General features: G+C 75.1%; 26 protein-coding genes and 1 riboswitch. Of the genes, 8 read left to right on the forward strand and 18 right to left on the reverse strand.

From position 1 onward, the window contains the following. The first annotated feature begins 55 nt into the window (after positions 1-55). Positions 56-1477, forward strand: coding sequence for a dihydrolipoyl dehydrogenase family protein (locus ACGFIZ_RS02040; protein ID WP_393414704.1), 1422 nt, complete (start codon positions 56-58; stop codon positions 1475-1477). 5 nt (positions 1478-1482) lie between these two features. Here the strand turns inward: ACGFIZ_RS02040 and ACGFIZ_RS02045 are convergent, their stop codons facing one another. Next, positions 1483-2262, reverse strand: coding sequence for a crotonase/enoyl-CoA hydratase family protein (locus ACGFIZ_RS02045; protein ID WP_393414707.1), 780 nt, complete (start codon positions 2260-2262; stop codon positions 1483-1485). A 16-nt stretch (positions 2263-2278) separates the two neighbouring features. Beyond that, a riboswitch (cobalamin riboswitch) is annotated at positions 2279-2476 on the forward strand. Positions 2477-2510: 34 nt separating this feature from the next. Here ACGFIZ_RS02045 and bluB point away from each other — a divergent pair. Continuing rightward, positions 2511-3131 carry a 5,6-dimethylbenzimidazole synthase gene (gene bluB, locus ACGFIZ_RS02050; RefSeq protein ID WP_393414710.1) on the forward strand — a complete coding sequence of 207 codons (621 nt, stop codon included), beginning with the start codon at positions 2511-2513 and terminating at the stop codon, positions 3129-3131. 149 nt (positions 3132-3280) lie between these two features. Next, positions 3281-4132, forward strand: a complete 852-nt coding sequence (locus ACGFIZ_RS02055; RefSeq protein WP_393414713.1) for a Rieske 2Fe-2S domain-containing protein — start codon at positions 3281-3283, stop codon at positions 4130-4132. Positions 4133-4256: 124 nt separating this feature from the next. Here ACGFIZ_RS02055 and ACGFIZ_RS02060 read toward each other — a convergent pair whose 3' ends face one another. The 12 genes from ACGFIZ_RS02060 to ACGFIZ_RS02115 all read right to left on the reverse strand — a co-directional run bounded on the left by ACGFIZ_RS02060 (position 4257) and on the right by ACGFIZ_RS02115 (position 13558). Continuing rightward, positions 4257-5528, reverse strand: a complete 1272-nt coding sequence (locus ACGFIZ_RS02060) for a LysM peptidoglycan-binding domain-containing protein (RefSeq protein ID WP_393414716.1) — start codon at positions 5526-5528, stop codon at positions 4257-4259. Between the two features lie 15 nt (positions 5529-5543). After that, entirely contained in the window at positions 5544-5915 is a 372-nt protein-coding gene (locus tag ACGFIZ_RS02065; protein WP_393414874.1) for a hypothetical protein, read from the reverse strand. A gap of 80 nt (positions 5916-5995) precedes the next feature. Then, on the reverse strand, positions 5996-6550 hold the full coding sequence (locus ACGFIZ_RS02070) for a TadE/TadG family type IV pilus assembly protein (RefSeq protein ID WP_393414719.1): 555 nt from the start codon (positions 6548-6550) through the stop codon (positions 5996-5998). Then, on the reverse strand, positions 6535-7023 hold the full coding sequence (locus ACGFIZ_RS02075) for a TadE/TadG family type IV pilus assembly protein (RefSeq protein WP_393414721.1): 489 nt from the start codon (positions 7021-7023) through the stop codon (positions 6535-6537). Before ACGFIZ_RS02075 ends, ACGFIZ_RS02070 begins: the two co-directional genes overlap by 16 nt. 5 nt (positions 7024-7028) lie before the next feature. Next, a complete protein-coding gene (locus ACGFIZ_RS02080; RefSeq protein WP_393414724.1) occupies positions 7029-7241 on the reverse strand; it encodes a hypothetical protein in 213 nt (70 codons plus the stop codon). Between the two features lie 24 nt (positions 7242-7265). Beyond that, a complete protein-coding gene (locus tag ACGFIZ_RS02085; protein WP_393414877.1) occupies positions 7266-8132 on the reverse strand; it encodes a type II secretion system F family protein in 867 nt (288 codons plus the stop codon). Beyond that, positions 8132-9079, reverse strand: coding sequence for a type II secretion system F family protein (locus ACGFIZ_RS02090; protein WP_393414880.1), 948 nt, complete (start codon positions 9077-9079; stop codon positions 8132-8134). Before ACGFIZ_RS02090 ends, ACGFIZ_RS02085 begins: the two co-directional genes overlap by 1 nt. Continuing rightward, entirely contained in the window at positions 9031-10572 is a 1542-nt protein-coding gene (locus ACGFIZ_RS02095; RefSeq protein ID WP_393414727.1) for a CpaF family protein, read from the reverse strand. Before ACGFIZ_RS02095 ends, ACGFIZ_RS02090 begins: the two co-directional genes overlap by 49 nt. After that, positions 10562-11362: a ParA family protein gene (locus tag ACGFIZ_RS02100; RefSeq protein WP_393414730.1), complete on the reverse strand. Its 801-nt coding sequence runs from the start codon at positions 11360-11362 to the stop codon at positions 10562-10564. Before ACGFIZ_RS02100 ends, ACGFIZ_RS02095 begins: the two co-directional genes overlap by 11 nt. 2 nt (positions 11363-11364) lie before the next feature. After that, a complete protein-coding gene (locus ACGFIZ_RS02105) occupies positions 11365-12021 on the reverse strand; it encodes an SAF domain-containing protein (protein WP_393414733.1) in 657 nt (218 codons plus the stop codon). Then, positions 12018-12998: a hypothetical protein gene (locus ACGFIZ_RS02110; protein ID WP_393414736.1), complete on the reverse strand. Its 981-nt coding sequence runs from the start codon at positions 12996-12998 to the stop codon at positions 12018-12020. The genes ACGFIZ_RS02105 and ACGFIZ_RS02110 overlap by 4 nt, the downstream gene beginning before the upstream one ends. Next, on the reverse strand, positions 12992-13558 hold the full coding sequence (locus ACGFIZ_RS02115; RefSeq protein ID WP_393414739.1) for a hypothetical protein: 567 nt from the start codon (positions 13556-13558) through the stop codon (positions 12992-12994). Before ACGFIZ_RS02115 ends, ACGFIZ_RS02110 begins: the two co-directional genes overlap by 7 nt. A 694-nt stretch (positions 13559-14252) precedes the next feature. Between ACGFIZ_RS02115 and ACGFIZ_RS02120 the strand changes: the two genes are divergently transcribed. After that, positions 14253-14963: a prepilin peptidase gene (locus tag ACGFIZ_RS02120; RefSeq protein ID WP_393414883.1), complete on the forward strand. Its 711-nt coding sequence runs from the start codon at positions 14253-14255 to the stop codon at positions 14961-14963. A gap of 17 nt (positions 14964-14980) precedes the next feature. Here the strand turns inward: ACGFIZ_RS02120 and ACGFIZ_RS02125 are convergent, their stop codons facing one another. After that, the gene (locus tag ACGFIZ_RS02125; protein ID WP_393414742.1) at positions 14981-15595 is read right to left on the reverse strand and encodes a phosphatase PAP2 family protein; all 615 of its coding nucleotides are present in this window, start codon (positions 15593-15595) and stop codon (positions 14981-14983) included. Positions 15596-15863: 268 nt separating this feature from the next. Between ACGFIZ_RS02125 and ACGFIZ_RS02130 the strand changes: the two genes are divergently transcribed. After that, the gene (locus ACGFIZ_RS02130; RefSeq protein ID WP_393414745.1) at positions 15864-18380 is read left to right on the forward strand and encodes a glycoside hydrolase family 65 protein; all 2517 of its coding nucleotides are present in this window, start codon (positions 15864-15866) and stop codon (positions 18378-18380) included. A gap of 48 nt (positions 18381-18428) precedes the next feature. Here the strand turns inward: ACGFIZ_RS02130 and ACGFIZ_RS02135 are convergent, their stop codons facing one another. Continuing rightward, positions 18429-18920, reverse strand: a complete 492-nt coding sequence (locus tag ACGFIZ_RS02135; RefSeq protein WP_393414747.1) for a hypothetical protein — start codon at positions 18918-18920, stop codon at positions 18429-18431. Between the two features lie 302 nt (positions 18921-19222). Continuing rightward, entirely contained in the window at positions 19223-19939 is a 717-nt protein-coding gene (locus ACGFIZ_RS02140) for a TetR/AcrR family transcriptional regulator (RefSeq protein WP_393414750.1), read from the reverse strand. Between the two features lie 113 nt (positions 19940-20052). On the opposite strand from ACGFIZ_RS02140, the gene ACGFIZ_RS02145 reads away from it, so the two are divergent. Then, complete coding sequence (locus ACGFIZ_RS02145; protein WP_393414886.1) at positions 20053-21036, forward strand: NAD(P)-dependent alcohol dehydrogenase; 984 nt, start codon at positions 20053-20055, stop codon at positions 21034-21036. Here ACGFIZ_RS02145 and ACGFIZ_RS02150 read toward each other — a convergent pair. Both ACGFIZ_RS02150 and ACGFIZ_RS02155 read right to left on the reverse strand, forming a co-directional pair. Further along, positions 21026-21223 carry a nucleotidyltransferase family protein gene (locus ACGFIZ_RS02150; protein WP_393414889.1) on the reverse strand — a complete coding sequence of 66 codons (198 nt, stop codon included), beginning with the start codon at positions 21221-21223 and terminating at the stop codon, positions 21026-21028. The two genes, ACGFIZ_RS02145 and ACGFIZ_RS02150, sit on opposite strands and share 11 nt — an antisense overlap. Continuing rightward, complete coding sequence (locus ACGFIZ_RS02155; RefSeq protein ID WP_393414753.1) at positions 21220-21612, reverse strand: hypothetical protein; 393 nt, start codon at positions 21610-21612, stop codon at positions 21220-21222. The genes ACGFIZ_RS02150 and ACGFIZ_RS02155 overlap by 4 nt, the downstream gene beginning before the upstream one ends. A gap of 370 nt (positions 21613-21982) precedes the next feature. Here ACGFIZ_RS02155 and ACGFIZ_RS02160 point away from each other — a divergent pair, with 370 nt between their 5' ends. Next, positions 21983-22405: a YciI family protein gene (locus tag ACGFIZ_RS02160; RefSeq protein ID WP_347671872.1), complete on the forward strand. Its 423-nt coding sequence runs from the start codon at positions 21983-21985 to the stop codon at positions 22403-22405. Beyond that, a complete protein-coding gene (locus ACGFIZ_RS02165) occupies positions 22398-23543 on the forward strand; it encodes an RNA polymerase sigma factor (protein ID WP_393414756.1) in 1146 nt (381 codons plus the stop codon). The genes ACGFIZ_RS02160 and ACGFIZ_RS02165 overlap by 8 nt, the downstream gene beginning before the upstream one ends. Positions 23544-23773: the final 230 nt, after the last annotated feature.

Here is a 23773-nt window from a genome sequence, read left to right on the forward strand (position 1 = left end):
CATTTCCGGCCCCGCCAGGGTGGCCGCGACCCGCCCGGTGAGGAATGCTGGCGTGGTGGCGGAGCCGGAAGTGGTGGACGTGGTCGTGGTCGGGCTCGGCGTCGGCGGCGAGGAGGTCGCCGGGCGGCTCGCCGAGGCCGGCCTGAGCGTCGTCGGAATCGAGCGGGGCCTGGTCGGCGGGGAGTGCCCGTACTGGGGCTGCGTCCCGAGCAAGATGATGATCCGGGCGGCGAACGCGCTCGCCGAGGCCCGCCGGGTCGACGAGTTCGCCGGCACGGCCCGGGTCCAGCCGGACTGGGCGCCGGTGGCGAAGCGGATCCGCGAGGAGGCCACCGACACCTGGGACGACACGGTCGCGGTACGCCGGTTCACCGACAAGGGTGGCCGGTTCGTCCGGGGCGACGGCCGGCTCGACGGCCCCGGCCGGGTACGCGTCGGCGACCAGGTGTTCCAGGCCCGGCACGGGGTCGTGCTCGGCACGGGCACCCGTCCCGTCGTCCCGCCGATCGACGGGCTGGCCGACACGCCGTACTGGACGAACCACCAGGCGATCGAGGTCGAGGAGCTGCCGGGCTCGCTGCTGGTCCTCGGCGGCGGCGCGATCGGGCTGGAGCTGGCCCAGGTCTTCGCCCGGTTCGGGGTCGCCGTGACGATCGTCGAGGCGCAGGACCGGGTGCTCGCCGTCGAGGAGCCCGAGGCGTCCGAGGTGGCCGCCGCCGCGCTGCGCGCCGACGGGGTACGCGTCGAGACCGGCCTGCGGATCGAACGGATCGCGCACGACGGGCGGGCGTTCACGCTGTACGGCGCGGGCGGCGTCACGATCGCCGCCGACGAGTTGCTGGTGGCGACCGGCCGGCGGGCCGACCTCGACGAGCTGGGCCTGGAGACGGTGGGCCTCGACCCGTCCCGGCGCCATCTCGCCGTGGACGACCGGATGCGTGTCGCCGCGGGGATCTGGGCGGTGGGCGACCTGACCGGCGAGGGCCCGTTCACCCACGTCGCCATGTACCAGGCGGCGATCGTGGTCGCCGACGTGCTCGACCGGGCCCGGCAGGCGCAGCCGGGACCGGAGGCGGGCACCACGCTGAGCGGGATGGCGGGCTCGACCGGCGTGCCCCACGCCGACTACCGGGCGCTGCCCCGGGTCACCTTCACCGACCCCGAGGTGGGCGCGGTCGGGCTGACCGAGCGGCAGGCGCGGGAGCGCGGGATCAACGTGCAGGTCGGCCTCAGCCGGCTCGGCTCGTCGGCCCGGGGCTGGATCCACCGCGCCGACGGGCTCATCAAGCTCGTCGCCGACGCCGACCGCGGCGTGCTGGTGGGGGCGACGTCCGTCGGGCCGGCCGGCGGCGAGGTGCTGTCCGCGCTGGTGGTGGCGGTCCACGCGGAAGTGCCGCTCGGCCAACTGCGCCACATGATCTACGCGTACCCGACGTTCCACCGCGCCATCGAGGACGCCCTCCGCAACCTGCGCTAGCGCTGCTAGGCCGGGGCGCCGTGCCGGCCCGCGCCCGCCGCCGCGCCCGCCGCCGCGCCCGCCGCCGCGCCCGCCGCCGCGCCCGCCGCCGCGCCCGCCGCCGCGTCCGCCGCCGCGCCCGCCGCGAGCGACTCCACGCCGTACGCCAGCTCGACCGCCAGCGCCTCCGGCTCGGGCAGGCCGGTGCCGGCCAGCGCCGCCGCCCGGTCGTTGCGCAGGCAGGTCTGCGGATGGCGGGCGATCTCGGCGGCCAGCCGCTCGGCCTCCGCCCGGGCCTCGCCCGGCGCGACCAGGCGGTTCACCAACCCCATCCGGTACGCCTCGTCCGCCGGCACCGGCCGGCCGGTGAGGATCAGGTCCAGCGCCCGGCTCTCCCCGATCAGCCTCGGCAGCCGCACCGTGCCGCCGTCGATCAGCGGCACCCCCCAGCGCCGGCAGAACACCCCGAGCACCGCGTCCGACTCGGCCACCCGCAGGTCGCACCAGAGCGCCAGCTCCAGCCCGCCGGCCACGGCGTACCCGGAGATCGCGGCGATCACCGGCTTCGACAGGCGCATCCTCGTCGGGCCCATCGGGCCGTCGCCGTCCGGCTCGACGCGGTTGCCCCTCGGGGTGCCGATCGCCTTCAGGTCCGCGCCCGAGCAGAACGTCCCGCCGGCACCCCAGAGCACGGCGACCGCCGCCGCCGGTTCGGCCTCGAACGCGCGGAACGCGTCGGCCAGCGCCCGGGCGGTCGGGCCGTCGACGTCCACGATGGTCTCGGCGGGCCCCGCCCGCGACCGCATGTCCAGTAGCATCGGCGGCGGCACGATCATGTGAGGTGCCCCACGCGAGTGGGGAGAATCGGGAAGCCGGTGCGAATCCGGCACGGGCCCGCCGCGGTGACCGGGGAGCCACCGTCCACGCGCAGAGCGCAGCCACTGGCCGTACGGCTGGGAAGGCGGACGGCCAGGCGTCGATCCGGGAGTCCGAAGACCGGCCTCACGTCGACCGCCCGCCCGCCGGGGCGGGCCGAGCGCAGCGGGAGCCTGCCGTGGAACTCTACGACGCCATCCACCGTCGCCGTGACGTCCGAGCCCAGTTCACCGGAAAGCCGGTGCCCGAGGAGAGCCTGCACCGCGTCCTCGCCGCGGCGCACGCCGCACCGAGCGTCGGCTACTCGCAGCCGTGGGACTTCGTCCTGATCCGGGACGCCGACACCCGCCGCCGCTTCCACCGGCACGTGCAGGACGAGCGGGAGACCTTCGCCGCCACCCTGGACGGGGTGGCCGCCGAGCGGTTCGCCCGGATCAAGATCGACGGGGTGCTGGAGTCGACCCTGTCGATCGTGGTCACCTACGACCCGGACCGGGGCGGTCCGGCGGTGCTCGGCCGGCACGCCATCGCCGACGCCGGCCTCTACTCGGTCTGCCTGGCCATCCAGAACCTCTGGCTCGCCGCCACGGCCGAGGGGCTCGGCGTCGGCTGGGTCTCCTTCTACCGGGAGCCGTTCCTCGCCGAGCTGCTGGGCGTACCGGACGGCATCCGGCCGGTCGCGTGGCTCTGCGTCGGGCCGGTCACCCACCTGGAGGCCGTACCGGACCTGGCCCGGCACGGCTGGCGCCAGCCGCGCCCGCTCGCCGCGGCCGTCCACCAGGACCGCTGGCCGGGCTGATCCGCTGGCGCCATGGCGGCGATGTGGCGGTGTCCGCGTCGAGAGGATGGCCCTGTGTCGGCGACATGCCGGTGTCCGCTTCCGTGCGGCCGGCGCGAATTGTCGCCGTCGCCCGGTTTGCGGTCGCTTCCGCCGGGAAGTCGGACGGCATGCGGGCACTCTTGACGAAACTCGAACAGAATCCGGCGCTGGACCGGACCGGCGACCGGTTGCAGCGCGCCGTCCAGGCCACCCTCCGACCGCAGCGGGTCCGCGACCTGCTGCACGGGGTGTTCCTCGGGCACCCGTTGCATCCCGCGATGGTGCAGGTGCCGGTGGGCGCCTGGATCAGCGCCGCCGTGCTCGACCTGCTGCCGGGGCAGCGCCGGGCCGCCACCACGCTGGTCGGGCTGGGCACGATCAGCGCCCTCCCGGCCGCGGTCGCCGGGCTGAACGACTGGGCGGCCCTCGCCCGCGACCAGCGCCGGGTCGGCCTGGTGCACGCCACCGCGAACACCGTCGCCCTCGCCCTGTACGCGGGCTCGCTGGCGGCCCGCCGGCAGGGCCGGCACGGCACGGGGCGGATGCTGGCGTACCTCGGGCTGACGGCCGCGAGCACGGGCGCGTACATCGGCGGGCACCTGGCGTACAAGCAGGCGGCTCAGGTCAACCAGAGCGTCTCCGAGCTGCACCGGATCAGCGACGGCTGGAAGGCTGTCGCGGACATGGCCGCGCTGCCGCAGCGGAAGCTGATCACCCGCGAGGTGGACGACGTCTCGGTGATCGTGTACCGGCACGGCGACGAGGTCACCGTGATGCTGGAACGCTGCCCGCACCAGAGCGGCCCGCTCGGCCAGGGCGAGGTCACCGAGGTCGACGGGCACACCTGCGTGGTCTGCCCGTGGCACGGCAGCACGTTCCGGCTCAACGGCGGCGAGGTCGTGCACGGCCCGGCCGCCAACGACCAGCAGGTGCTGCCGTGCCGGGTGGTCGACGGAGTGCTGCAGACCCGCCTGCCCTGACCCGCGCCGCACGGCACGGTCCGGCCCCGGTGCCGCTGTTCGGCCCGGCCCCGGCCGGCCGCGGTGCCGCTGTTCGGCCCGGCCCCGGCGGGCCCCGGTGCCGCTGTTCGGGGGCCCCGGTAGGTCAGCCCCGGCGGTGCCGGCCGGTGACGAAGGCCCGCGCGCCGGCGGTCGCCCGGGCGGTGGTGGTCCGGGCGGCGCCGGCGGCTCGGGCGGCGGCGCCGCCCCGGGCGGCGGTGGCGGGCCGGCGGCGCAGCCCGAGGACCGCGCCGATCTGCGCCCCGACGATGCTGGCCACGGCGAGCACCGCCGAGACCGCGAGCGGCCGGTTCACCCGGTCCTCCTCGCCGGCCCGGGACGCCCCGGCGGCCATCGCCGGCTGCCCGCCGCCGGGCGGCTGGGCCACCTGCTGGGTCGACTGGGACGACCCGGCCGGGGGCCGGGCGGCCGACGGTCCCGGCGAGGGACGGGTGGTCCGGGGCGACGAGGGGGTCTCTCCCACCTGAGCGCCGGGTCCGGCCGGGTTGGCGGGAGCGGCCGGGCTGGCCGGGGACGCGGGGGACTCGGACGGCGCGGCCGGGGGTGCCGGCGGCGTGACCGTGCCGGGGGCGGGGGTCGTCGGCCGGGCCACGAGCCGGCCGGTGGCGTGCCGGCGCGCCCCGCCGTCCTGGCTCTCGTCCGGGAGCCGGATCAACTGTCCGGGCTGGATCCGGTCCGGGTCGCGCAGCCGGTTCAGCTTCGCGACGTCCCGGTAGCGGTCGAAGTCGTCGAGGTAGCGCTCGGCCACCTTGCCCAGATAGTCGCCCTTGGCCACCCGGTACACCGTCGGTCCCGTCTGGTCCGGCGTCTCGGCGGCGGCCGTGGCGACCGTCGCCGGCCCGGGTCGGGCGGCCACCGGGGCCGCCGTGGCGGGCGGCAGGGTCGCCGCCGTCCGGTGGGTCGCCGCCGGCTGCACCGCCGCCGGGGCGGCGGCTGCCGCGTACGGGCCGGTCAGGACGGTCGCCGCGCTCGCGGCCGGGCTCGCCGCGATGATCAGCGCGACCGAGCCGACCAGCGCGGCGGCGGCCCGCTGCTGCCGGCTCATCCCGGGCAGCCGGGGGGCCGGCCGGCGCACCGCCTGCGCGCCGAGCTCCACGAGCACGGAGAGGGCGAACGTGGCCCACCCGAACCAGCCGACCAGGGCGAGCGCGCGCAGGAAGAGCTGCCCGTCGTCCCGGCTGGTGAGCGCGGTGCCGATCTCGGCGAGGGTGGGTACGTGGTCGGGCAGCGGGTTGCCGGCGAACGCGATCAGCGCCACCGGCGCCCCGACCAGCACCGCGACCAGCACGACCAGCGCGCCGAACCCGGTGAGGAACTGCCCGGTCCGCCGTGCGGCGGAGCGACCCGGTGCGGCCATGGCGTGCCTTCCCTTCTACGGGCCCCCGGTGAGGGCCCGCGCGGTGGCCTCACCGGAGACGGTGACGGTGTTGCCGAAGCCGAAGAGGCCGAGCACGTACCGGTCGTAGGTGACCGTGACGTGGACGCGGACGAGCTTCTCCCCGTCCACGACCGGGAACTCGACGGAGTGGTTGGTGACGCCGGCCGCGGCGAGGTAGCTGCGTACCGCCGCCCGGGCCGCCACCTCGTCGACCTCCTTGGGTCCACCCTCGATGGCCTGCGCCCGGTCGATGGACTGCCCACCGGTCCGGGCCGCCTCGGCGGCGAGGTTGTCGGCCCGCTGCACCGACCGCAGCTGGCCGGCGCCGTCGAACGCCAGGCCGATGATCGCGAGTACGCCGATCATGCCCGCGGCCAGGAACAGGCTGACCCGGCCGTCGTCGCGGCGCAGCCACCCGACCCGGCGGTTCGAGGCGACGGGCGGGGTCACGACCGGCTCCGGTAGCGGTCCAGCGGGGAGGTGAACGTGGCCGAGACGGCCCGGGTGCCGGTCATGCCGGGCAGCAGCGACAGGTGAATGTCGGCGAAGGAGACCGTGCAGGTGACGCGTACGGTCACGGCGGCCGGTTCCCCGGGGGCGGCGGCGTACGCCTGGTCGAAGCTGACCGGCGTGCCGTTCACGGCGCCGGTGAAGGTCAGCGCCGGCTGGCTGACGCAGTTCGCCCGCTGCCAGTCCAGTTGCGAGCCGGCGGCGGCCAGCGCCGCGTCGCGGGCGGCGTCGGCGCCCCGCGAGATGGACGCTGCCCGGGCCGCGTCGTGCGCCGCCGACTGGACCGCCTCCTGCGCGATCGCCGTACGCCCGGCGACGCCGGACAGCACGATCAGGCCGATGAACGCCGGGGCGAGGACGGCCACCTCGACGGCCACCGAGCCGCGCTCGGGCAGGTGACCGGCACCCGCGGGCCCCGGACGCCTCCACACCTTCGAGCGTCCGCCCAGTTGGCGAACCCACCGCCGCACGACGCTCATCCCGTCGTCCACCGTTCGACCGTGCCGTGGGCGGTCTGCCGTACCGCGAAGTCGACGCCCGGGACGACCGACAGGGACCGGCCGGTCACCGTGCAGGTCACCTCGGTGGTGCCGGTCACGCAGGCCGGGCCGGGCTGGTCCCAGCCGACCAGCCAGTCGCCGGCCGCCGTGAGGAACGCGGCGGCCCGGGCCTCCCCGGCACCCGGTGGGGCCAGGTGGACGCGCTGCGCGTTGACCGCGGTCTGCGCGGCGTTCAGCGCGGTGGCCCGCGCGACGAACCAGGCGGCGACCTGGATCGAGCCGAAGAGCAGCACCAGGATCGCCGGCATCACCACGGCCAGCTCCACCGGATTGGCCCCCTGGTCGGCTCCGTGCCGGTTGAGCCGCCGACGGATCCGACAAAGGAGCCGCCCCGCGCCGCGCACGCCGGCGGGCCGGCCGGCGCGGGCCGGCCGGCTCCCGTCCGCGGGCGCGGGGCGGGGCATCCGGGTCAGCTCCCGGCGCCGGGGGCGGTGTTGTTCGGGATGGCGTTCATCCAGTCGTTGGCCTTGGTCAGGGCGAGCGCGGTGACGGCCATCGCGACGGCGACCAGGCCGAAGATGATCACTGCGGTCGGGACGGGGCTGTCGCCGCGTTCGCCATCGCGGCGCAGCTCGGCCAGCCGGGTGGTCAGCGCGACGTGCAGGTAGGCGATGAGACTCATGACGGTGCTCCTTCTCGGGTGGGATCACAGCCGGGCGAGGAACGGGTAGACCATGAAGCCGAGCAGGACGAAGACCAGCAGCGACCCGGGGACGTCCAGCCGGCTGGTCACCGCCTCGGCGCGGGCGAGGTTGTCGGTGCGGATCTGGTCGCGCAGCGAGTCGGCCCGGCTGCGCAGCGTCTCGTGCACCTGCGCCCCCTCGCTGCCGGACGAGCGCATGATCGCCCCGACATCGCCCAGCTCCGGGATGCCGATCTTCTCGGCCAGCTCGCGCAGCTCGTCCCAGGGCGAGTGCATCTGCATCTGGGCGATCCGCAGCGACTCCCGGATCCGGTCGAACACCCAGCCGTCGCAGATCGCCGCCGCCCGCTCCAGCGCCTGCACGGGGCCGTGCGCGGCGGACAGTTGCAACGCCACCAGGTCCAGGTAGGTGCAGACCGCCTGGCGGAACTCGTCCCGGGCGGCGGCCGCGCGCACCAGCACGGCGCGGTGCGCCAGCAGGGCGGCGACCAGCGCCATCCCCAGGCTCCCCAGCACGGGTACGACCACCGGGACCGACACCCCGCCGAGGAACAGCACGGTCGACGCCAGGGTCGGCGTGACCAGCCCGACCAGCGCGGACAGCAGCACGGACAGGGCGTACTGCTCGGGGGTCTGGTCGATCAGCGCGAGCTGCCGGTGCGGCGGGCGCAGCCAGCGGGCGAACCCGCCGATCCAGTCGAGGCTCCGCCCGGCCGGAACGACCCGGGCGACGCCCGGCGGCTGGTGCAGCCGGCGCAGCGCGGGGCCGAGCGCGGGGGCGGCCGGCAGTGCCTCGCGGACGACCAGGAACACGCCGAGCCCCACCGCCGCGCCGCCACCGACGGCGAGGGTGAGCTGCCAGTTCAACATCATGCAATCACCTCCGCCGGGTCGGGGGCGGGCAGGAACCGCGCCGGCCGGGGCGGCTGGCTCATCGACCGCACCCAGGCCAGCAGGCCGACGAACGCCGCGCCGAGCACCGTCATCACGAGCTGCCCGACCGATGTGCCGTACGGGCGGACGTACTCGGTGTTGACCAGCCCGTACGCCAGGGTCACCAGGGTCATGCCGGTGAGGAAGCGGACGGCGAACCGCGGTTGGGTGCGCTTGGCCTCGATCTCCCGCCGGGTGGCCACCTCGGCCGCGGCGGCGCCGGCGATCGAGCCGAGGACGTCGCCGAGGCGTTCGCCCCGGTCGCTCAGGTGTAGGATCAGCGCGGCCACCACCTGGTCGCAGACCGGGTCGGAGATGTCGTCGGCGAACGCGAGCAGGGCGGACCGGGCCAGCCAGCCGGCCTGGAGCCGGGCGGCGAGCAGCCGTACCTCCTCCTCGATCTCCTCCGGGGCGGTGGCGATGGTGCCGATGATGGCCTGCTGGAGGCCCTGGCCGGTGGCGGAGATGTCCTTGAGCCGGCGGGTCCACTCGCCGACCGCCTCGATCCGGGCGATGGCCCGCTGCTCCGCCCGGCCGACCGAGAACAGCCAGGGCGTGCCCGGCACCGCCGCGCCGACCAGCAGCCCGACCACCGGCAGCCCGGTGAGCAGGAAGGCCAGCGCGCCGGCCAGCACCGCGCCGCCGAGCAGCAACTGGTGGTTGCGCTGCTCGCGGGGGGTGGCGCCGGAGCCGAGCCAGAGCCGGCGCAGCCCGCGCCCGGCGCCCGGGGCCGGCCCGGGCGGCCGGGTGGTGCCGACGAGCGCCACCACGGCCAGCACCAGGCCGGCGACGCAGGCGGCGCCGGAGACCATCGCGATCAGTTCGACGTTCGCGCTCACCGGGCCACCGCCGGTGCGAGGCGGCTGTGCCGGGGACGCTGCCAGGCACCGGCGCCGGCCTCGATCCACCGGCCCAGCAGCCGGGCGTCGTAGCCGACCCGGAGCAGCTGCTCGCGGACGCGCTCGGGCAGGTGGCGGGGGACCGCCCGGCCGTCCGGGCCGGGGCCGAAGACCGTGGTGGTGACGATCCGGTTGCCCTCGCCGACCCCGATGACCTCCTCCACGTGGGAGACGAACCGGTGCTTGCGCCCGCCGATCGCGGTCTCGTCCTCGACGGCGACGTAGACGATCAGGTCGAGGGCGTTGCCGGCCATCCGGCGGGCCTGGTCGACCGTCATCTCCCGGCCGTGGGCGAGAGCCAGCTCGACGATCCGTTCGCCGACCCCGGCCGGCGTACGGGCGTGGATCGTGCACATCGAGCCGCGGCTGGTGGTCATCGCCTGGAGCATCGGGACGATCTCCCGGGACCGCACCTCGCCGACGACGATCCGCAGTACGCCCATCCGCAGCGCGACGGGGATCAGGTCGGCGATGGTCACCTCGCCCGCCGGGCGCCCGTCCAGCCCGCGCTCGCCGTGCCCCTCGCGGGCCTCGAAGCTCATCACCGCCCGGTGCCGGGCCCCGCGCCGTGCCGGCAGCAGCTCCCGGCTCTCCTCCAGCAGCACGTACGGCTCGTCGGCCGGGATCTCGTCCATCAGCGCCCGGACCACCGTGGTCTTTCCCGCCCCGGCCAGCCCGGCGACCATGATGTTGAGCCCGGCCCGCAGGGACGCCCGGAGGAAGTCCCGCAGCAGCGGGTCGATCATCTCGTCCAGGTCGCCCCGCCCGCCGGCGATGTCGTCGAGGCTCACCTCGAGGGTGTTGTGCTTGCGGATCACCGCGTACGGGCGGTGGCTGACCAGGAACACCGCGGCCAGCCGGCTGCCGTCGGGGAGTTGCAGGTCCAGCGTGGGCTTCGAGGTGGACAGCGAACGCTCGGTCGCCCCGGCGCGGCGGGCCGCCGCCTGCAGGATCTCCACCAGCTCGTCGTCGCTGTCGGCGATCGGCTCGGCCCAGTCGACCCCGCCGCCGTGGCGGGTGATGCGCACCTGGTCGCAGCCGAGGATGTGCACCTCCTCGATGCTGTCGTCGACCAGCAGCGTCTGCAGCCGTCCCAGGCCGACCAGCTCGGCGGTCACCTGGTCGAGCAGCAGCCGCTCCTCCCCGGCGGGCATCGGCGTGCCGGCCCGGCGGACCGCGTCGGCGTACTCGGCGACCACCGCGACGGCGAGCCGGGCCCGCTCGACATCCTCGGCGTCGGCGTCGAACTCCCGGCCGCGCTGCCACAGGGCCAGCCGCTCGCTCAGCTCCCGGCGCAGCTCCCGCACCACGGCGAAGTCGACCCGGGGGCGGGGCGGCGGAGGCGCGGCGGGCGGCGGGGCGACGGCCGCCGGGGCGGGCTGGTGCCGCCCGTTCGGCGGGGGCAGCGGCGGCGCGATCGAGGCCGCGCCGGGCTGTTGCGGGCCGCGCGGGTCGTGCGAGACGGGCTCAAAGCGCATGCGGCACCCCCTGCGCCGCCGGCCAGGCCAGCCGCGCCTGGCGCCGTTCGAGCAGCGCGCGGATCGGCACCTCCAGGGCGCCGGCCGCGCGCATCAGCGGTCGTCCGGCCCGCACGGTCCCGCCGAGGGTGAGCACGTCGGCCGTACGCGGGTCCTCCGGCAGCCGCGCGATCACCGGCAGCCGCAGCGCCTTGCTGATCTCGCTGCTCCCGTGGCCGTCGCCGACCGGCAGCAGCCGCAGGGTGCCCGGCGGCACCCGGTGCTCGGTGAAGTCCCGCTCGATCGCCCGGACCATGGCCCGGGTGGCGGACAGGTCGGGCAGCTTCGCCCGGGTGACCAGGAGCACCACGGCGGCGGCCCGCAGGATCGGCCACGGCGGGCCGGTGACCTGGAGCCGCCCGCAGTCCACGAGCACGTCGTACGGCGGCTCGCCGCGTTCCAGCCCGAGGAAGAAGTCGGTGAACCGCTGCCAGAGCGGGGTGACGCTGCCGGCCTGGGCCGGGTCGACGACCCCGGGCAGCAGCAGCCGCTCCCGGCGCGGCGCGTCCAGGTCGACGAGCTGGGACCAGAACGCGGTCTCCAGGCTGCCGTCGCGCAGCTCGCCGACGGCCAGTTCGCCGATGCCCCGCGGGCCGTCCAGCGCCCCGCCGAGGTAGCCGGCGAGGATCGAGCCGCCCGACGGGTCGCACTCGGCGAGCACCAGCCGCCGGTGCCAGGTCAGGGCGCAGGCCAGCGCGGCGGTGGTGACGCCGGGTGAGCCCTTGGCCGAGACCAGCGCGATGATCGCCATGCTCAGGCCGCCTCGGTCAGCACGACCGCCACCCGGTCCTGGGCGGCCAGTGCCACCACGGCCGGCACGTCCCGGGCGGCGAGTGCCACGTACAGCACGACCTTGCTGGTCTCCGGGGTGGCGGTGTCGATCACCGTGGCCTCGAACCGGGTGCCGCCGGCCGACTGCCCGCTGGCGTTGCGGTCGGGGGTGCTGACCAGCAGGACCCGGTCGCCGGGGTGCAGCCGCTTCGCCGGCACCTGGCCGTGGCCGAGGTCGAGCGCGATCTGCTGCTGGCCGGGGCCGAGCAGCGGATCGTCGGTGAGCTGGCCGAGGGTGAGCAGGGTGCCCGGGGTGAGCGCCACGGCGGCCCGCTTGCCCACCACGTCCTTCAGCCGGCCGGCCGGCACCGGCCGCAGTCCCTGCCCGCCGGCCACCTGCACGGTGACCAGGTCGTCCGCGTCGAGCGTCCGGCCCACCTCGACGGGGCGGGCCACCGCCAGGTAGCTCCCGGTGGCCCGGACGGAGGTGACCGCGAACGCCGCGCCGAGACCGCCGAGGGCGATCAGCAGGACGGCGAGGCCGAGCAGGCCGGGACGGACGCGGCGCTGCCGGACCACCCTGGGCGGGGCGACGGGCGCGTCCACCGGCCCCGTACCGTTGCGCGTCGCGAGACTCACCGGGTCACCACCTGAAGTTCGTCGATCTGGATCTGTGCCGTGCCGCTGGTCCGGGTCTGGGTGATCTCGCCGCTCTCGCCGCCGCTGGACTGCCACTTCACGGTCCAGAAGGTGGTGGCGCTGACGTCGTACTTGTCGGCCCGCGGGTAGCCCTCGTGGTAGCCGCAGTCCGGGGAGCGCTGACCGGCATTCGCGCCGTTCACCTCGTACGGGGTGCCGGGGCCGGTGCAGGTGACCTTCTCGCCGTTGTCCATGTCCCAGACGATCCGGTCGACCTCCGCGGTGATGCTCACCGTCAGGCCCCGGTCGGAGGCGGACGCGTGCAGCGGGCCGAAGTAGTCCTCGCCCGGGCTGGCCCACATCCACACCGGCAGCCCGACCAGGCCGGGGCCCTTGCTCCTGCGGGGGGCGACCCCCAGCCGGGGCGGCAGCAGCGAGATCGAGGCGAGCGCGCGCCGGGCCAGCTCCTCCGGGTCGGGCGGGGTGCCGTACCCGGGCGGCGGGGCGTCCAGCAGTTCCTCGTGCTGGCTGCCCAGGTCGCCGCCGTCGCAGGTGACCAGGTACCACTGCTTGCCCTCGGGCGTGTCCGGCGGCTGCGGCTCCTCCAGCTTGTAGTAGCAGCCGCTGCCGTTGTCGAACCAGCCCAGATCCTCGTCGTAGCAGGCGATGACGCGGCCGTTCCACTGGCACTTGCCGCCGGTGTCCGAGCCGCCGCCGTCCCCGGGGTCCCCGCCGTCGCCGGGCCTGCCCGGGGTGCCCGGGTCGTCGTCCCAGACGTTGCAGTCGTGCTGGCCGACCGGGCACTCGATGCCACCGGCCCGGGCCGCCGCCGCGCGGACCGTCGTGGCCGCGCCGGCCGCGGCGGCGGGCGGTGCGACGGCCGCGGCGAGCAGCAGGGCCAGGCCGATCCCGGCCAGCCGCCGTACGCTGTCGCGCCGCGCGCCCGCCGCCGCGTCCCCTCCTCCCCGGGTCAGCACGGCTGGTCCTCGTGCGCGACGCCGTAGTTGATCAGCCAGCGGCCGTCCGGGTACCGGGTCGCGGTCGCCGTCGCCAGGTGCCGGCCGCCCCCGGAGCCGGGGACGACCCGTTTCGTCTTCGCGTAGACCAGCCGATAGCGGGTGGCGTCCAGGCAGTCCTGGATCTCCACCGTCGCCGGGACGGTGTCCAGGCTGACGGCGGTGACGGTCGGGTCGGAGACGAGCGTTCCGGTACGCATCGCGCCGTGCTCCTTCGCTTTGCGAATTGTCAGACGGACCCGGGTCAGCAACGGGTCGGCCAGGAATCTGGCCAGTTCCGGATGGTGCGGATCGCTGCGCCGGCTGGCGTCGCGGGACGCGGCGAGATATCCGGAATAGGCGGCCAGGGCCGCTTCACGCGCCGCGCGCTCGTCCGCCTCGGAATGGGTCGGGGTGGGCTTCTCCGGCGCGGGGAGCGGCCCGGCGGTCGCGTCCGGCTCCGTGCCGCAGGCCGCGACCGGGCCGGCTGCCAGGGCCGCGACCAGGAAGATCGCCCACCGGCCGGGATGCCGTGCTCGCAACGCCGCGCCTCCTCGCTGGCGACCCGGGGGGCGGCGCAGTTGCTGCCTCCGGGCGTGCGGCAGCGCGACCGGATCCAGCCGCCCGGTCTTTCCGCGCCACCGCTGCATTTACCCGTGCTGATCTTCTGAAATTTCGTGAACCGATGTCCTCGTTCTGCCTCCGACGCCTTGTCCGGGGTTGCGTCGTACCCAAGGGGCGAGCATAGGCTGACGTCCGCCGATGCAACAGAGGCAATTTTCTTGAACACGCTCAGTGATGATCGGTGGTGGTGGCGGCGGATGGCGTGTCTCGGTGCCCGCCGGCTGGCGCTCCGGCGACTCCCCGGTCCGGCGGCGGCTGCCGTCGCGCCGGCAGTGGGGTCCGGGCGGACGCGTCCGTTCCGCCCGAAAGGCGGACCAGCTGCGAGCGATCCGTCCGATCTGCGTCCTCCCGGCGAGGCGGACGGGCGGCTGACGTACCGATTCGGAGGGGCGGGCGCAAGGCGTCCCGGCGAGCTGGTCAGAGGCCGGATTCCGCGCCATTCGCTACATAAGGATCATTGTAAAGTTACGCAGCGTGTTGGTGCGGGGTCGGGTCGGCCACCGCGGGCAGGAGGCCGCCGTGACCGCTGAGCACCTGCGGCCGCCGCCAGCCCTCGCCGAACCTTCCCCGGTCGCGCCGGCCGCCGGGCCGTCCCGCCGGCCCTGGGTACGCCTGTCGGCCGCCCTGGCGGTCGTCCCGGTCCTCCGGCTCGCGGTCGCCCGGTACGCCGTACCCGCCGGGGAGCCGGACCGGGCCGGCTGCCCGCGGTGCGGCACGGCGCTCGGGCTGGACCGGCCCTGGCCAGCGCTGGGGCCGGCGGCCCGCTGCCCCGGCTGCCGCGCCCGGATCGGCGCGCCGCCCGGCGCCGTCGAGTTGGCCGTGCTCGCGGGGCTGGCGGCGCTCGTGGTCGCCGGCGGCGCGCCGGCCGAGCGCGCGGCCCTGGCCTGGTGGCTCGGCTGGGCGGTGCCCCTCGTCTTCGTCGACGCGGCCGTGCACCGGCTGCCCGACCGGCTCACCTGGCCGGCGGCCGTCGGCGTCCAGGCCCTGCTCGGGGTGGCCGCCCTGGCCTCCGGGGAGGCCGGCCCGTGGCTGCGGGCGGCGGTCGCCGGGGTCGGGCTGGGGCTCTGCTTCGCCGCCACCACCCTCCTGCTCGGCCGGCGGGGGTTCGGCCTGGGCGACGCCAAGCTGGCGCTCGGGGTGGGCGCGCTGCTCGGCTGGTACGGCTGGCCGGTGCTGGTACTCGGGCTCATGCTGACCTTCACGCTCTCCGCGCTGACCAGCCTGGCGTTGCTGCTGGCCCGCCGGGTCCGCTGGTCGAGCCACCTGCCGTTCGGCCCGTTCCTGGTACTCGGCACCCTCGCCGCGCTGCTGCTCACGACCTGACTCCTGTACCGGAAACGTCAGGAAGGGGCTCTTCCTTTGAGCTGGAGCGGGCGGTCGGCGCGGCGGTCCCGGCGGCGCAGCAGCTCGGCGACGGGTCGGGCCAGCAGCGGAGTGCCGACCGTGCCGACGAGCGCGCCGAGCAGCAGACCGGCGACCACGTCGTGCGGGTAGTGCACGCCGACGAAGGTGCGGGAGAAGGCGGCGAGGACGGCCAGCGGTACGGCGTACCAGGCGAGTCGGGGGGAGAGCAGCAGGATCACCGCCGCCAGCGCCCCGGCGATCGTCGAGTGGTTGCTCGGGAAGGACCAGTCGCCCGCCGGTGGGCAGTGCCCGGCGATGATCACCAGGTCGGCCGGGGTGCGGCAGGGGCGGTCCTCGTCCACCAGGGATTTGAGCAGCTCGCTGGCCCCGTACGCGAGGACCACCGCGACGGGGGCGGCCAGGGCGAGCGCGAGCCTGCGCGGGCCGGCTCCCAGCCTCGGCGCCGCCGCCACCACCAGGAGGGCGCCGAGCAGGATGATCGACCACTCCGTGAAGTGCCCGGCGAGCCACCGCACCGGCTCCGGCGTGCCGTCCGCGAAGTCGACGATCTCGTGGTACAGATCGGTGCTGATCTGCGGAACCTCTGACAAACCGGACCTAATCACGACTCACCCTATCAAATGTTCATGTCTCGTTTACCTGACCGCACGCTAGGAAACTGACCGGACCAGCGCAGTGGACGAAGGTCGGGTACGGGCTGCGACCTGAGTCGGGATCGGCGCCCGCCGCGGGCCGACCACGGCGGTGGCCGACCGGACAAGGCGGCATCCGACCGCGGCGGTGGCCGACCGGACAAGGCGGCGGCAGCCACCCGCGTCCGCCGCGGTGGTGGTGGACCGTCCGACCCGGGGAGGTGCCGTGAGCAGCGATTCGACCGTCGACCGGGAGTCGGGCGGGGCGGACGACGACGGCTGGCGGATCCGCCGGAGCGGGGCCGACCTGGGCCGGCTCGGCGAGACCGAGTCGATCTTCGCGCTCGGCAACGGCTGGGTGGGCTGGCGTGGCAACCTCGACGAGGGCGCCCCGTACGGGATGCCCGGCAGCTACCTCAACGGCTTCTACGAGCAGCGCGAGCTGACGTACCCCGAGGACGGGTACGCCTTCCCGAAGCGCGCCGACACCGTGGTCAGCGCGCAGAACGCCGCGCTGGTCCGGCTCTGGGTCACCGGGCCGAACGGCGTCCCCGACGCGGCGGGCGGCGGTTCCGGTCCCGGCGGCGTCGTCCCTGCCGCCGGCAGCGTTCCCGCCGCTGGTGTCGTCCCCGCTGCCGGTGGCGTCCCCGGCGTGGGTGGCGTTTCCGGCGGCGAGCCGCTGGACGTGCGTACCGGCACCCTGCACGATCACGAGCGGGTGCTCGACCTGCGGGCCGGGGTGGTGGAACGGCGTACCGACTGGGCCTCGCCCGCCGGCCACCGGGTCCGGATCCTCAGCACCCGGCTCGTGTCGCTGCCCCGACGCCCGGTCGCCGCCGTCCGGTACGTCGTCGAGGCGGTGGACGCACCGGTCGACGTCCGGGTCTGCTCCGACCTGCTGGCCAACGAGCGGGTGCCCGAACGCTCCGACGACCCCCGCGCCGCCTCGGTGATCCACGGTCCGCTGACCGCCGAGGCCCGCCGCGCCAACGGCCTGGACGGGGCGCTCGTGCACCGGACCGACCGCAGCGGCCAGCGGGTCGCCGTCGCGGTGGCCCACCAGGTCGCCGCGCCCGACGGGTTCGCCACCGAGGCGGACTGCGCCCCCGACCGGTTCCGGGTCGCCGTGACCGGCCGACTGCACCCCGGCGACCGGCTGGAGCTGACCAAGTTCGCCGCGTACGAGTGCGCGCGCGTCGGCAACGCGTCCCCGGACGAGCTGGCCGACCTCGTCGTCGCCGAGGCGGACGCGGCCCGCGCCGAGGGCTTCGCCGGGCTGCTCGCCGCGCAGCGGGCCGCCCTCGACGCCGCCTGGGCCACCGCCGACGTGGTGCTCGACGGTGATCCGGAACTCCAGCAGGCGGTCCGGTTCGCCGTCTTCCACCTGCTCCAGTCCGGCCGCCCCGACGGGGACCGGACGATCCCGGCGAAGGGGCTGACCGGCAACGGATACGACGGGCAGGTCCTCTGGGACACCGAGGGCTACGTGCTGCCCGTGCTGACGTACCTGGCGCCGGAGGTGGCCCGCTCCGCGCTGCGCTGGCGGCACGCCCACCTGCCCGAGGCCCGCGAGCGCGCCGCCGAGCTGCGGCTGGCCGGGGCCGCCTTCCCGTGGCGCACCATCGGCGGCAGGGAGTGCTCCGGCTACTGGCCGGCGGGCAGCGCCGGGCTGCACGTCAACGCCGACATCGCCGACGCCGTACTGCGCTACGTCGCCGCCACCGACGACCAGGAGTTCCTGGCCGGGCCGGGCGTCGACCTGCTGATGGAGACCGCCCGGCTCTGGCACCGGTTCGGCCACTGGTCCGACGACGGCGCGTTCCACCTGCACGGCGTCACCGGCCCGGACGAGTACACGGCCCTGGTCGACGACAACCTCTTCACCAACCTGATGGCACGGCGCAACCTGCGGGGCGCGGCCGACGCAGCCGAGCGGCACCCGCAGGCGGCGGCCCGGCTGCGCGTCGACCCGGGCGAGATCGCCGGCTGGCGGGCCGCCGCCGACGCCATGTTCGTCCCGTACGACCGCAAGCGCGGCGTGCACCAGCAGGCGGCCGGGTTCACCGAGCAGCCCGAGTGGGACTTCGCGAACACCGGCCCGGACGAGTACCCGCTGCTGCTGCACTACCCGTACCTGGAGCTGTACCGGCGGCAGGTGATCAAGCAGGCCGACCTGGTGCTGGCCATGCTGCGCTGCGCGGGGGAGTTCACCGCCGCCGAGAAGGCACGCAACTTCGCCTACTACGCGGCCCGTACGGTCCGGGACTCCTCCCTGTCGGCGTCGCCGCAGGCGGTGCTCGCCGCCGAGGTCGGCCACCTCGACCTGGCGTACGACCTGTTCGCCGAGACGGCGTTGCAGGACCTCACCGACCTGGGCGACAAGAGCGCCGACGGGTTGCACCTGGCCTCGCTGGCCGGGGCGTGGCTCGTCGTGGCGCAGGGCTTCGGTGGCCTGCGCGACGACGCGGGGGTGCTCTCCTTCGACCCGCGGCTGCCCCGCCGACTGCGGCGGGTGGCGTTCAGCCTGCGCTGGCGTGGCCACCGGCTTCGCGTCACCCTCACCCGCGACGGGGCGTGCTACGAACTGCCCGACGCCGGCCCGGGGGACGCGGTCGACGTCCTGCACCACGGCGAGCGCCTGCGGGTGTCCGGGAACGCCCCGGTGACCCGCCCGCTGCCGCCGCTGCCCGACCCGGGCCCCGAGCCGCCGTCCCCACCCGGCCGCCGCCCCGCCTCTCGGTGAGCCGCCGGCCCCCGGTGAGAGGAAGGACCCCGGCCGGGCCCGGGCCCGTCAGGCGGTACGGGTCGCGGGGCGCTGGACCGGCTCGTCCGCGACCCCGGACATCCGCTCGACCACGGCCTCCAGCTCCTCGAACGCGTACGCCCAGTTGTGGCACTTGAAGCTGCGCAGCCCCTCGATCGGGGTGCGGCAGTCGGCGCAGTACACCCCGGCGATGGCGTCCGGCACCTCGGTGTTGACGTACCGGCGGTCGCCGAGGATCACCTTGGCGATCATGGTCGGCTCGTGCACGCCGTGCAGCGCCGACGAGACGATGTCCAGCCAGGTCACGCGCCGGGCGCACTTCGGGCAGTCCGGCTCGTCGCCGCTGACCCACAGCGGCGCGCCGATACTGCGCGGCGGCATCCCCAGCAGCTTCTCCAGCCGGCGTACGTCATGTTCCGGCGTGACCCAGCGGTGCCGCCCGGGCAGCGAGGCCGGCGAGTCGTACACGGCGCGGAACAGGACCGGATCCACCTCGACGGTCTCCCGCTGACGGGTCATCGCGTACCTCCTCGACCTCGTGGCCCCGGACCGCGCCGGCGTGCCGACCGTGCCGGCCCGGCGCCCATCCACGGCGGGCCCCACCGTCGACCCGGCGGAGCGACCGGCGCATCCGGGTCAACGACACGTGCGGGCGGGTCGTCACCCGGAGTGTCGGATTTCGGTCCGAAGGGATCGCCGCCGCTGGCCGCGGAGGTGAGGGGATCCCGCCGTCCCAGGGAGAACGTCCCGGCCCGTGGGGCAGCCCGTGGAGCGCGTTCGCTCCTTCCCGCCGGCCTTCTTCCTGCCTGTCCCTGACCGTCTCACCGGGGTCGGCGGGACGACGTCCAGTCCTGCTGTTGCAGCCGTTCGATGCCGTCCAGCAGCAGGTCCAGCGCGAACTCGAACTCGAACTGGTCGTCGCAGCCCTGCCCGACGACCGAGGCCTCGTCGTGGGACGCCGCCATGGAGATCTCGGCGAGGTGCGGGAACCGGGCCGCGACCTCCGGTGGTAGGGCCGCCGGCGGGTCCGGCGTGGTCGTGCCGGACCGGCCGGCGCGCCGGGCGGGATCGAACAGCTCCTGGCTGAAGCCCAGAATCCTGCTGCCCATCGCGTGCATCACGTGGTGGGCGAGATCGGCGGAGAACCCGCCGGCCCGGAACGTCCCGACCATCGAGTCGAGGTAGGCGAGGACGGCCGGCGTCGCCATGTTCCGCGACTCGATCGCGAGCGGCGCCCAGGGGTGGCGCCGCAGCACCTGCCGCGCCGAGAGGATGCGGCCGCGGATCGCGTGCTTCCAGTCGGTGTCGGGCACCGGCGGATCGATCTCGCCGACGACCACGTCGATCATGCCGTCGAGTAGTTCGTCCTTGTTGGCCACGTGCTTGTAGAGGGCCATCGGCACGACGCCGAGATCCTGGGCGAGGTTGCGCATGCTGAGGGACTCGATCCCGGCCTCGTCGGCGAGCGCGACGGCGGCGCGCAGGATCCGGTCCCTGCTCAGCGGCGCTCGGCGCAACGTCTCAGCCTGCTCAGCCATCTCGGTCCTCGTCTTCCGGCGGCGGTTGAAACCATAACCGCCTTGACGGGTGTACGGCGTACACCTACATTGCTCCTATGACGTGTACGCCGTACACCCAGAGGGGGGCGGAGATGAAGGCGATCGTCCAGGACCGGTACGGCCCGCCGGAGACGCTCAAGCTCGCGGACATCGACGCGCCGGTGCCCGCCGCCGACGAGGTGCTCGTGCGGGTCGAGGCCGCCGCGCTCAACGCGTACGACTGGCATGCCATGCGTGGCGATCCACGGATGGCGCGGTTGGCCATGGGGCGATCGAGCCCCCGAGCGCGCATCCGTGGCCGCGACTTCGCCGGTCGGGTCGAGGCCGTTGGCGCCCACGTTCGACAGGTACGCCCGGGCGACGCCGTCTTCGGCGACCTCGGCGACGCCAACGGCGCGTTCGCGGAGTACGTGTGCGTCCCCGCGACTCTGGTCGCGCCGAAGCCGGCGAACCTGACGCCGCAGCAGGCGGCTGCCCTGCCGCTGGCCGGTGTCACCGCGCTCATGGGACTGTGCGACGTCGGGCAGGTCGAGGCCGGCCACCGCGTCCTCGTCAACGGCGCCTCCGGCGGCGTCGGCACCCTGGCCGTCCAACTGGCCAAGGCGCTCGGCGCGACCGTGACCGGAGTGTGCAGCACCCGCAACGTCGACCTGATCCGCTCCCTCGGCGCCGACCACGTCATCGACTACACCCGCGATGACTTCACCCGCGACACCCGCCAACACGACGTCGTGTTCGACCTGGTCGGCAACCGCTCACTCACCGCGCTCCGCCGGGCGCTGACGCCGACCGGGACGCTGGTGCTCTCCGGCGGCGGCGTGTATCGCGGCGGCAGTCTCATCGGACCGGTCTGGCTCCTCGCGCGCGGACGGCTGCTGGCACCCTTCGTTCGACACCGCATCGTCACACTCACCACGGCACCCAGCCGAGAACACCTCGACACGCTCCGCGCCCACGCCGAAGCCGGTCGCCTCACCCCGGTCATCGACCGGACCTATCCGCTCCGCGAGGTGCCCCAAGCCATCCGGTACCTCGAAGGTGAACACGCGCGGGCGAAAGTGGTCATCACCATCTGACCTGCCGACCACGGCCGGGGCCGGACCAGAGCACCGCCTTGAGCACGTCGGCGGGCCTACGTCCCACGCGGTGGAGGTCGTCGAGGCCGTGCGAGGCGCAGACGTCGATGCGGTCGTGCTCGTCGGGGCCGACCGCGACGGCGGTGGCGTACTCGGGCCAGGTGGCGACCGCCGCACAGCGAGTCAGTTGTTGGACGGCTGCACCGCACGCCCTCGCAGGTCGTCGCCAACAAAGGTGAGCCGACGTGCGAGGTAGTCGCCGAGCGACGTGGCTTCCGGTACCTCGGGATCCCCGGTGGGGCCGGCGGGGGCGTAGCGGGTGTGCCGCAACTCCGCCACGAACTCGGACACGGGCGCGCCGGCGTGCAGCCCGGTGGTGATCGCGGTCGCCAGGGCCTCGGTCAGGCCGGCCAGGGTGGAGCCGTGCTTGCCGACGTGCAGCTCGACGTGGGCGAGCCGGTCGGGTGCGACGGCGGCAATGACGAGGCGACCGGGCGTGTCATCGAGGACGAACTCGGTCGTGGTGCCTGCCGTCCGGCGAGGTGCAGGTACCCGCGTTCGTCCAAGATCCGCCATCGTCGGTGCTCCTTCCCGGTCATGTCTCGCCCGGTGCTGGCGAGGACCTCGACACGGTAGGCAGCCGGGCAGGCCGGCACCAGCGCGACACGGCATCCATTCGCACAGGTGAACGAAGGCCAGATCCCGTAGCGAGAAGTCCGACACCGGTAGCGGCGTTCCAGCGGCGACATCCCGGACCCGGTCGGTCCTGCCTGCGGGCAGTCCTGCCTGCCGGGCGGTCCTGCCTGCCGGGCGGTCCTGCCTGCGGGCGGTCCCGCAGGCGAAGCCAAGAAAATTTTCGGGCGGTGATGTCGAGAACCGGTGGCTGGCTCCGTCCCCGTGGTGAAGGTGACCAGAATGGGTCGCACCAGCACCGAGGAGAACCACGATGGCCAAGTACCTGCTGCTCAAGCACTACCGCGGCGCCCCGGCTGCGGTCAACGACGTACCCATGGACCAGTGGACGCCGGAGGAGATCTCGGCGCACGTGCAGTACATGAACGACTTCGCGGCCCGGCTCGAGAAGACCGGCGAGTTCGTCGACGGCCAGGCGCTCGCCCCCGAGGGGACCTTCGTCCGGTACGACGGTGAGGGGCGCCCGCCGGTCACCGACGGCCCGTTCGCCGAGACCAAGGACCTCATCGCCGGCTGGATGGTGATCGACGTCGACAGCTACGAGCGCGCCATCGAGCTGGCCGGGGAGCTGTCGGCCGCCCCTGGGGCGGGCGGGAAGCCGATCCACGAGTGGCTCGAAGTGCGCCCGTTCCTGGCCGAGCCGCCCACCGTCACGGAGTGCCTCTTCCATGGATGAGGCTCTACTGCGGAGCCTGACGCCGAGCGTGCTCGGGATCCTCGTCCGCCGCGGAGCCGACTTCGCGGCGGCCGAGGACGCCGTGCAGGACGCCCTCGTCGAGGCGGTCCGCGTCTGGCCGGCCGACCCGCCGCGGGACCCGAAGGGCTGGCTGGTCACCGTGGCCTGGCGCCGGTTCCTCGACACGACCCGAGCGGATGCCGCCCGCCGCCGGCGTGAGGACCTCGTCGACGAGGAGCCGGCGCCCGGGCCCACGCCGGCGGTGGACGACACGCTGCAGCTCTACTTCCTGTGCGCCCACCCGTCGCTGACGCCGTCGTCGGCGGTCGCGCTCACGCTGCGGGCCGTCGGCGGGCTGACCACCCGCCAGATCGCCCAGGCCTACCTGGTGCCCGAGGCGACCATGGCGCAGCGGATCAACCGGGCCAAGCGCACCGTGGCCGGCGTGCGGTTCGACCAGCCCGGCGACGTCGCCACCGTGCTGCGCGTCCTCTACCTGGTCTTCAACGAGGGCTACGGCGGTGACGTCGACCTCGCCGCCGAGGCCATCCGGCTCACCCGGCAGCTCGCCGCCGCGTTCGACCATCCCGAGGTGGCGGGACTGCTCGCCCTCATGCTGCTCCACCACGCCCGGCGTGATACACGGACCGCGCCCGACGGCAGCCTGGTGCCGCTGGCCGAGCAGGACCGCGGCCGGTGGGACACCCCGATGATCGCCGAGGGCGTCGAGATCCTGCAGGCGGCGCTCGCCCGCGACCGGCTGGGCGAGTTCCAGGCCCAGGCCGCCATCGCGGCACTGCACGCCGACGCGCCCACCGCCGAGGAGACCGACTGGGTGCAGGTCCTCGAGTGGTACGACGAACTCGCGCGCCTGACCGACAGCCCCGTCGTCCGGCTCAACCGCGCGGTGGCCGTCGGCGAGGCCGACGGGCCACGCGCCGGGCTGGCGGCCCTCGCGGCGCTGGACGACACGCTGCCCCGCCACACGGCGGTGGCGGCGTACCTGCACGAACGCGACGGCAACCTGACCACAGCGGCACGCCTGTACGCCGACGCAGCCCGAAAGGCCCCCAACCTCGCCGAACGCGACCACCTGACCCGCCAGGCCGCCCGCCTCAACGCCCGCCGGCGTCCCTGACGGGTCGCGCTCGGGTTCCTGCCCGCGCCGGTGAGCCGGTGGTGGCGGTGTAGTCGCCCCTCGACCACCTTCACCTGGTCCGATCGGCCAGTCGCACGTCAAGGCCCAGAATCCGACAAGGGCTCGCACCAAAAGGCGAGCTGGGCCACCCGCCGGACGCGCTACAGCTGGTCTGCAGCCATTCCCACTGGCACGGTGCGGCGGTGTTTCGCCAGGTACCGGGGCCGGTG

It is taken from the genome of Micromonospora sp. NPDC048830 (genome assembly GCF_043198215.1).
GTDB lineage: Bacteria > Actinomycetota > Actinomycetes > Mycobacteriales > Micromonosporaceae > Micromonospora.

What these genes read in the sequence shown, in the direction of transcription:
- ACGFIZ_RS02100 (WP_393414730.1), bottom strand. Translation starts at nt 11,362, where the DNA reads ATGGCGATCATCGCGCTGGTCTCGGCCAAGGGCTCACCCGGCGTCACC.
- ACGFIZ_RS02075 (WP_393414721.1), bottom strand. Translation starts at nt 7,023, where the DNA reads ATGCCCCGCCCCGCGCCCGCGGACGGGAGCCGGCCGGCCCGCGCCGGC.
- ACGFIZ_RS02145 (WP_393414886.1), top strand. Translation starts at nt 20,053, where the DNA reads ATGAAGGCGATCGTCCAGGACCGGTACGGCCCGCCGGAGACGCTCAAG.
- ACGFIZ_RS02160 (WP_347671872.1), top strand. Translation starts at nt 21,983, where the DNA reads ATGGCCAAGTACCTGCTGCTCAAGCACTACCGCGGCGCCCCGGCTGCG.
- ACGFIZ_RS02165 (WP_393414756.1), top strand. Translation starts at nt 22,398, where the DNA reads ATGGATGAGGCTCTACTGCGGAGCCTGACGCCGAGCGTGCTCGGGATC.
- ACGFIZ_RS02055 (WP_393414713.1), top strand. Translation starts at nt 3,281, where the DNA reads ATGCGGGCACTCTTGACGAAACTCGAACAGAATCCGGCGCTGGACCGG.
- ACGFIZ_RS02060 (WP_393414716.1), bottom strand. Translation starts at nt 5,528, where the DNA reads ATGGCCGCACCGGGTCGCTCCGCCGCACGGCGGACCGGGCAGTTCCTC.
- ACGFIZ_RS02085 (WP_393414877.1), bottom strand. Translation starts at nt 8,132, where the DNA reads ATGTTGAACTGGCAGCTCACCCTCGCCGTCGGTGGCGGCGCGGCGGTG.
- ACGFIZ_RS02045 (WP_393414707.1), bottom strand. Translation starts at nt 2,262, where the DNA reads ATGCGGTCGCGGGCGGGGCCCGCCGAGACCATCGTGGACGTCGACGGC.
- ACGFIZ_RS02135 (WP_393414747.1), bottom strand. Translation starts at nt 18,920, where the DNA reads ATGACCCGTCAGCGGGAGACCGTCGAGGTGGATCCGGTCCTGTTCCGC.
- ACGFIZ_RS02155 (WP_393414753.1), bottom strand. Translation starts at nt 21,612, where the DNA reads ATGGCGGATCTTGGACGAACGCGGGTACCTGCACCTCGCCGGACGGCA.
- ACGFIZ_RS02080 (WP_393414724.1), bottom strand. Translation starts at nt 7,241, where the DNA reads ATGAGTCTCATCGCCTACCTGCACGTCGCGCTGACCACCCGGCTGGCC.
- ACGFIZ_RS02140 (WP_393414750.1), bottom strand. Translation starts at nt 19,939, where the DNA reads ATGGCTGAGCAGGCTGAGACGTTGCGCCGAGCGCCGCTGAGCAGGGAC.
- ACGFIZ_RS02065 (WP_393414874.1), bottom strand. Translation starts at nt 5,915, where the DNA reads ATGATCGGCGTACTCGCGATCATCGGCCTGGCGTTCGACGGCGCCGGC.
- ACGFIZ_RS02095 (WP_393414727.1), bottom strand. Translation starts at nt 10,572, where the DNA reads ATGCGCTTTGAGCCCGTCTCGCACGACCCGCGCGGCCCGCAACAGCCC.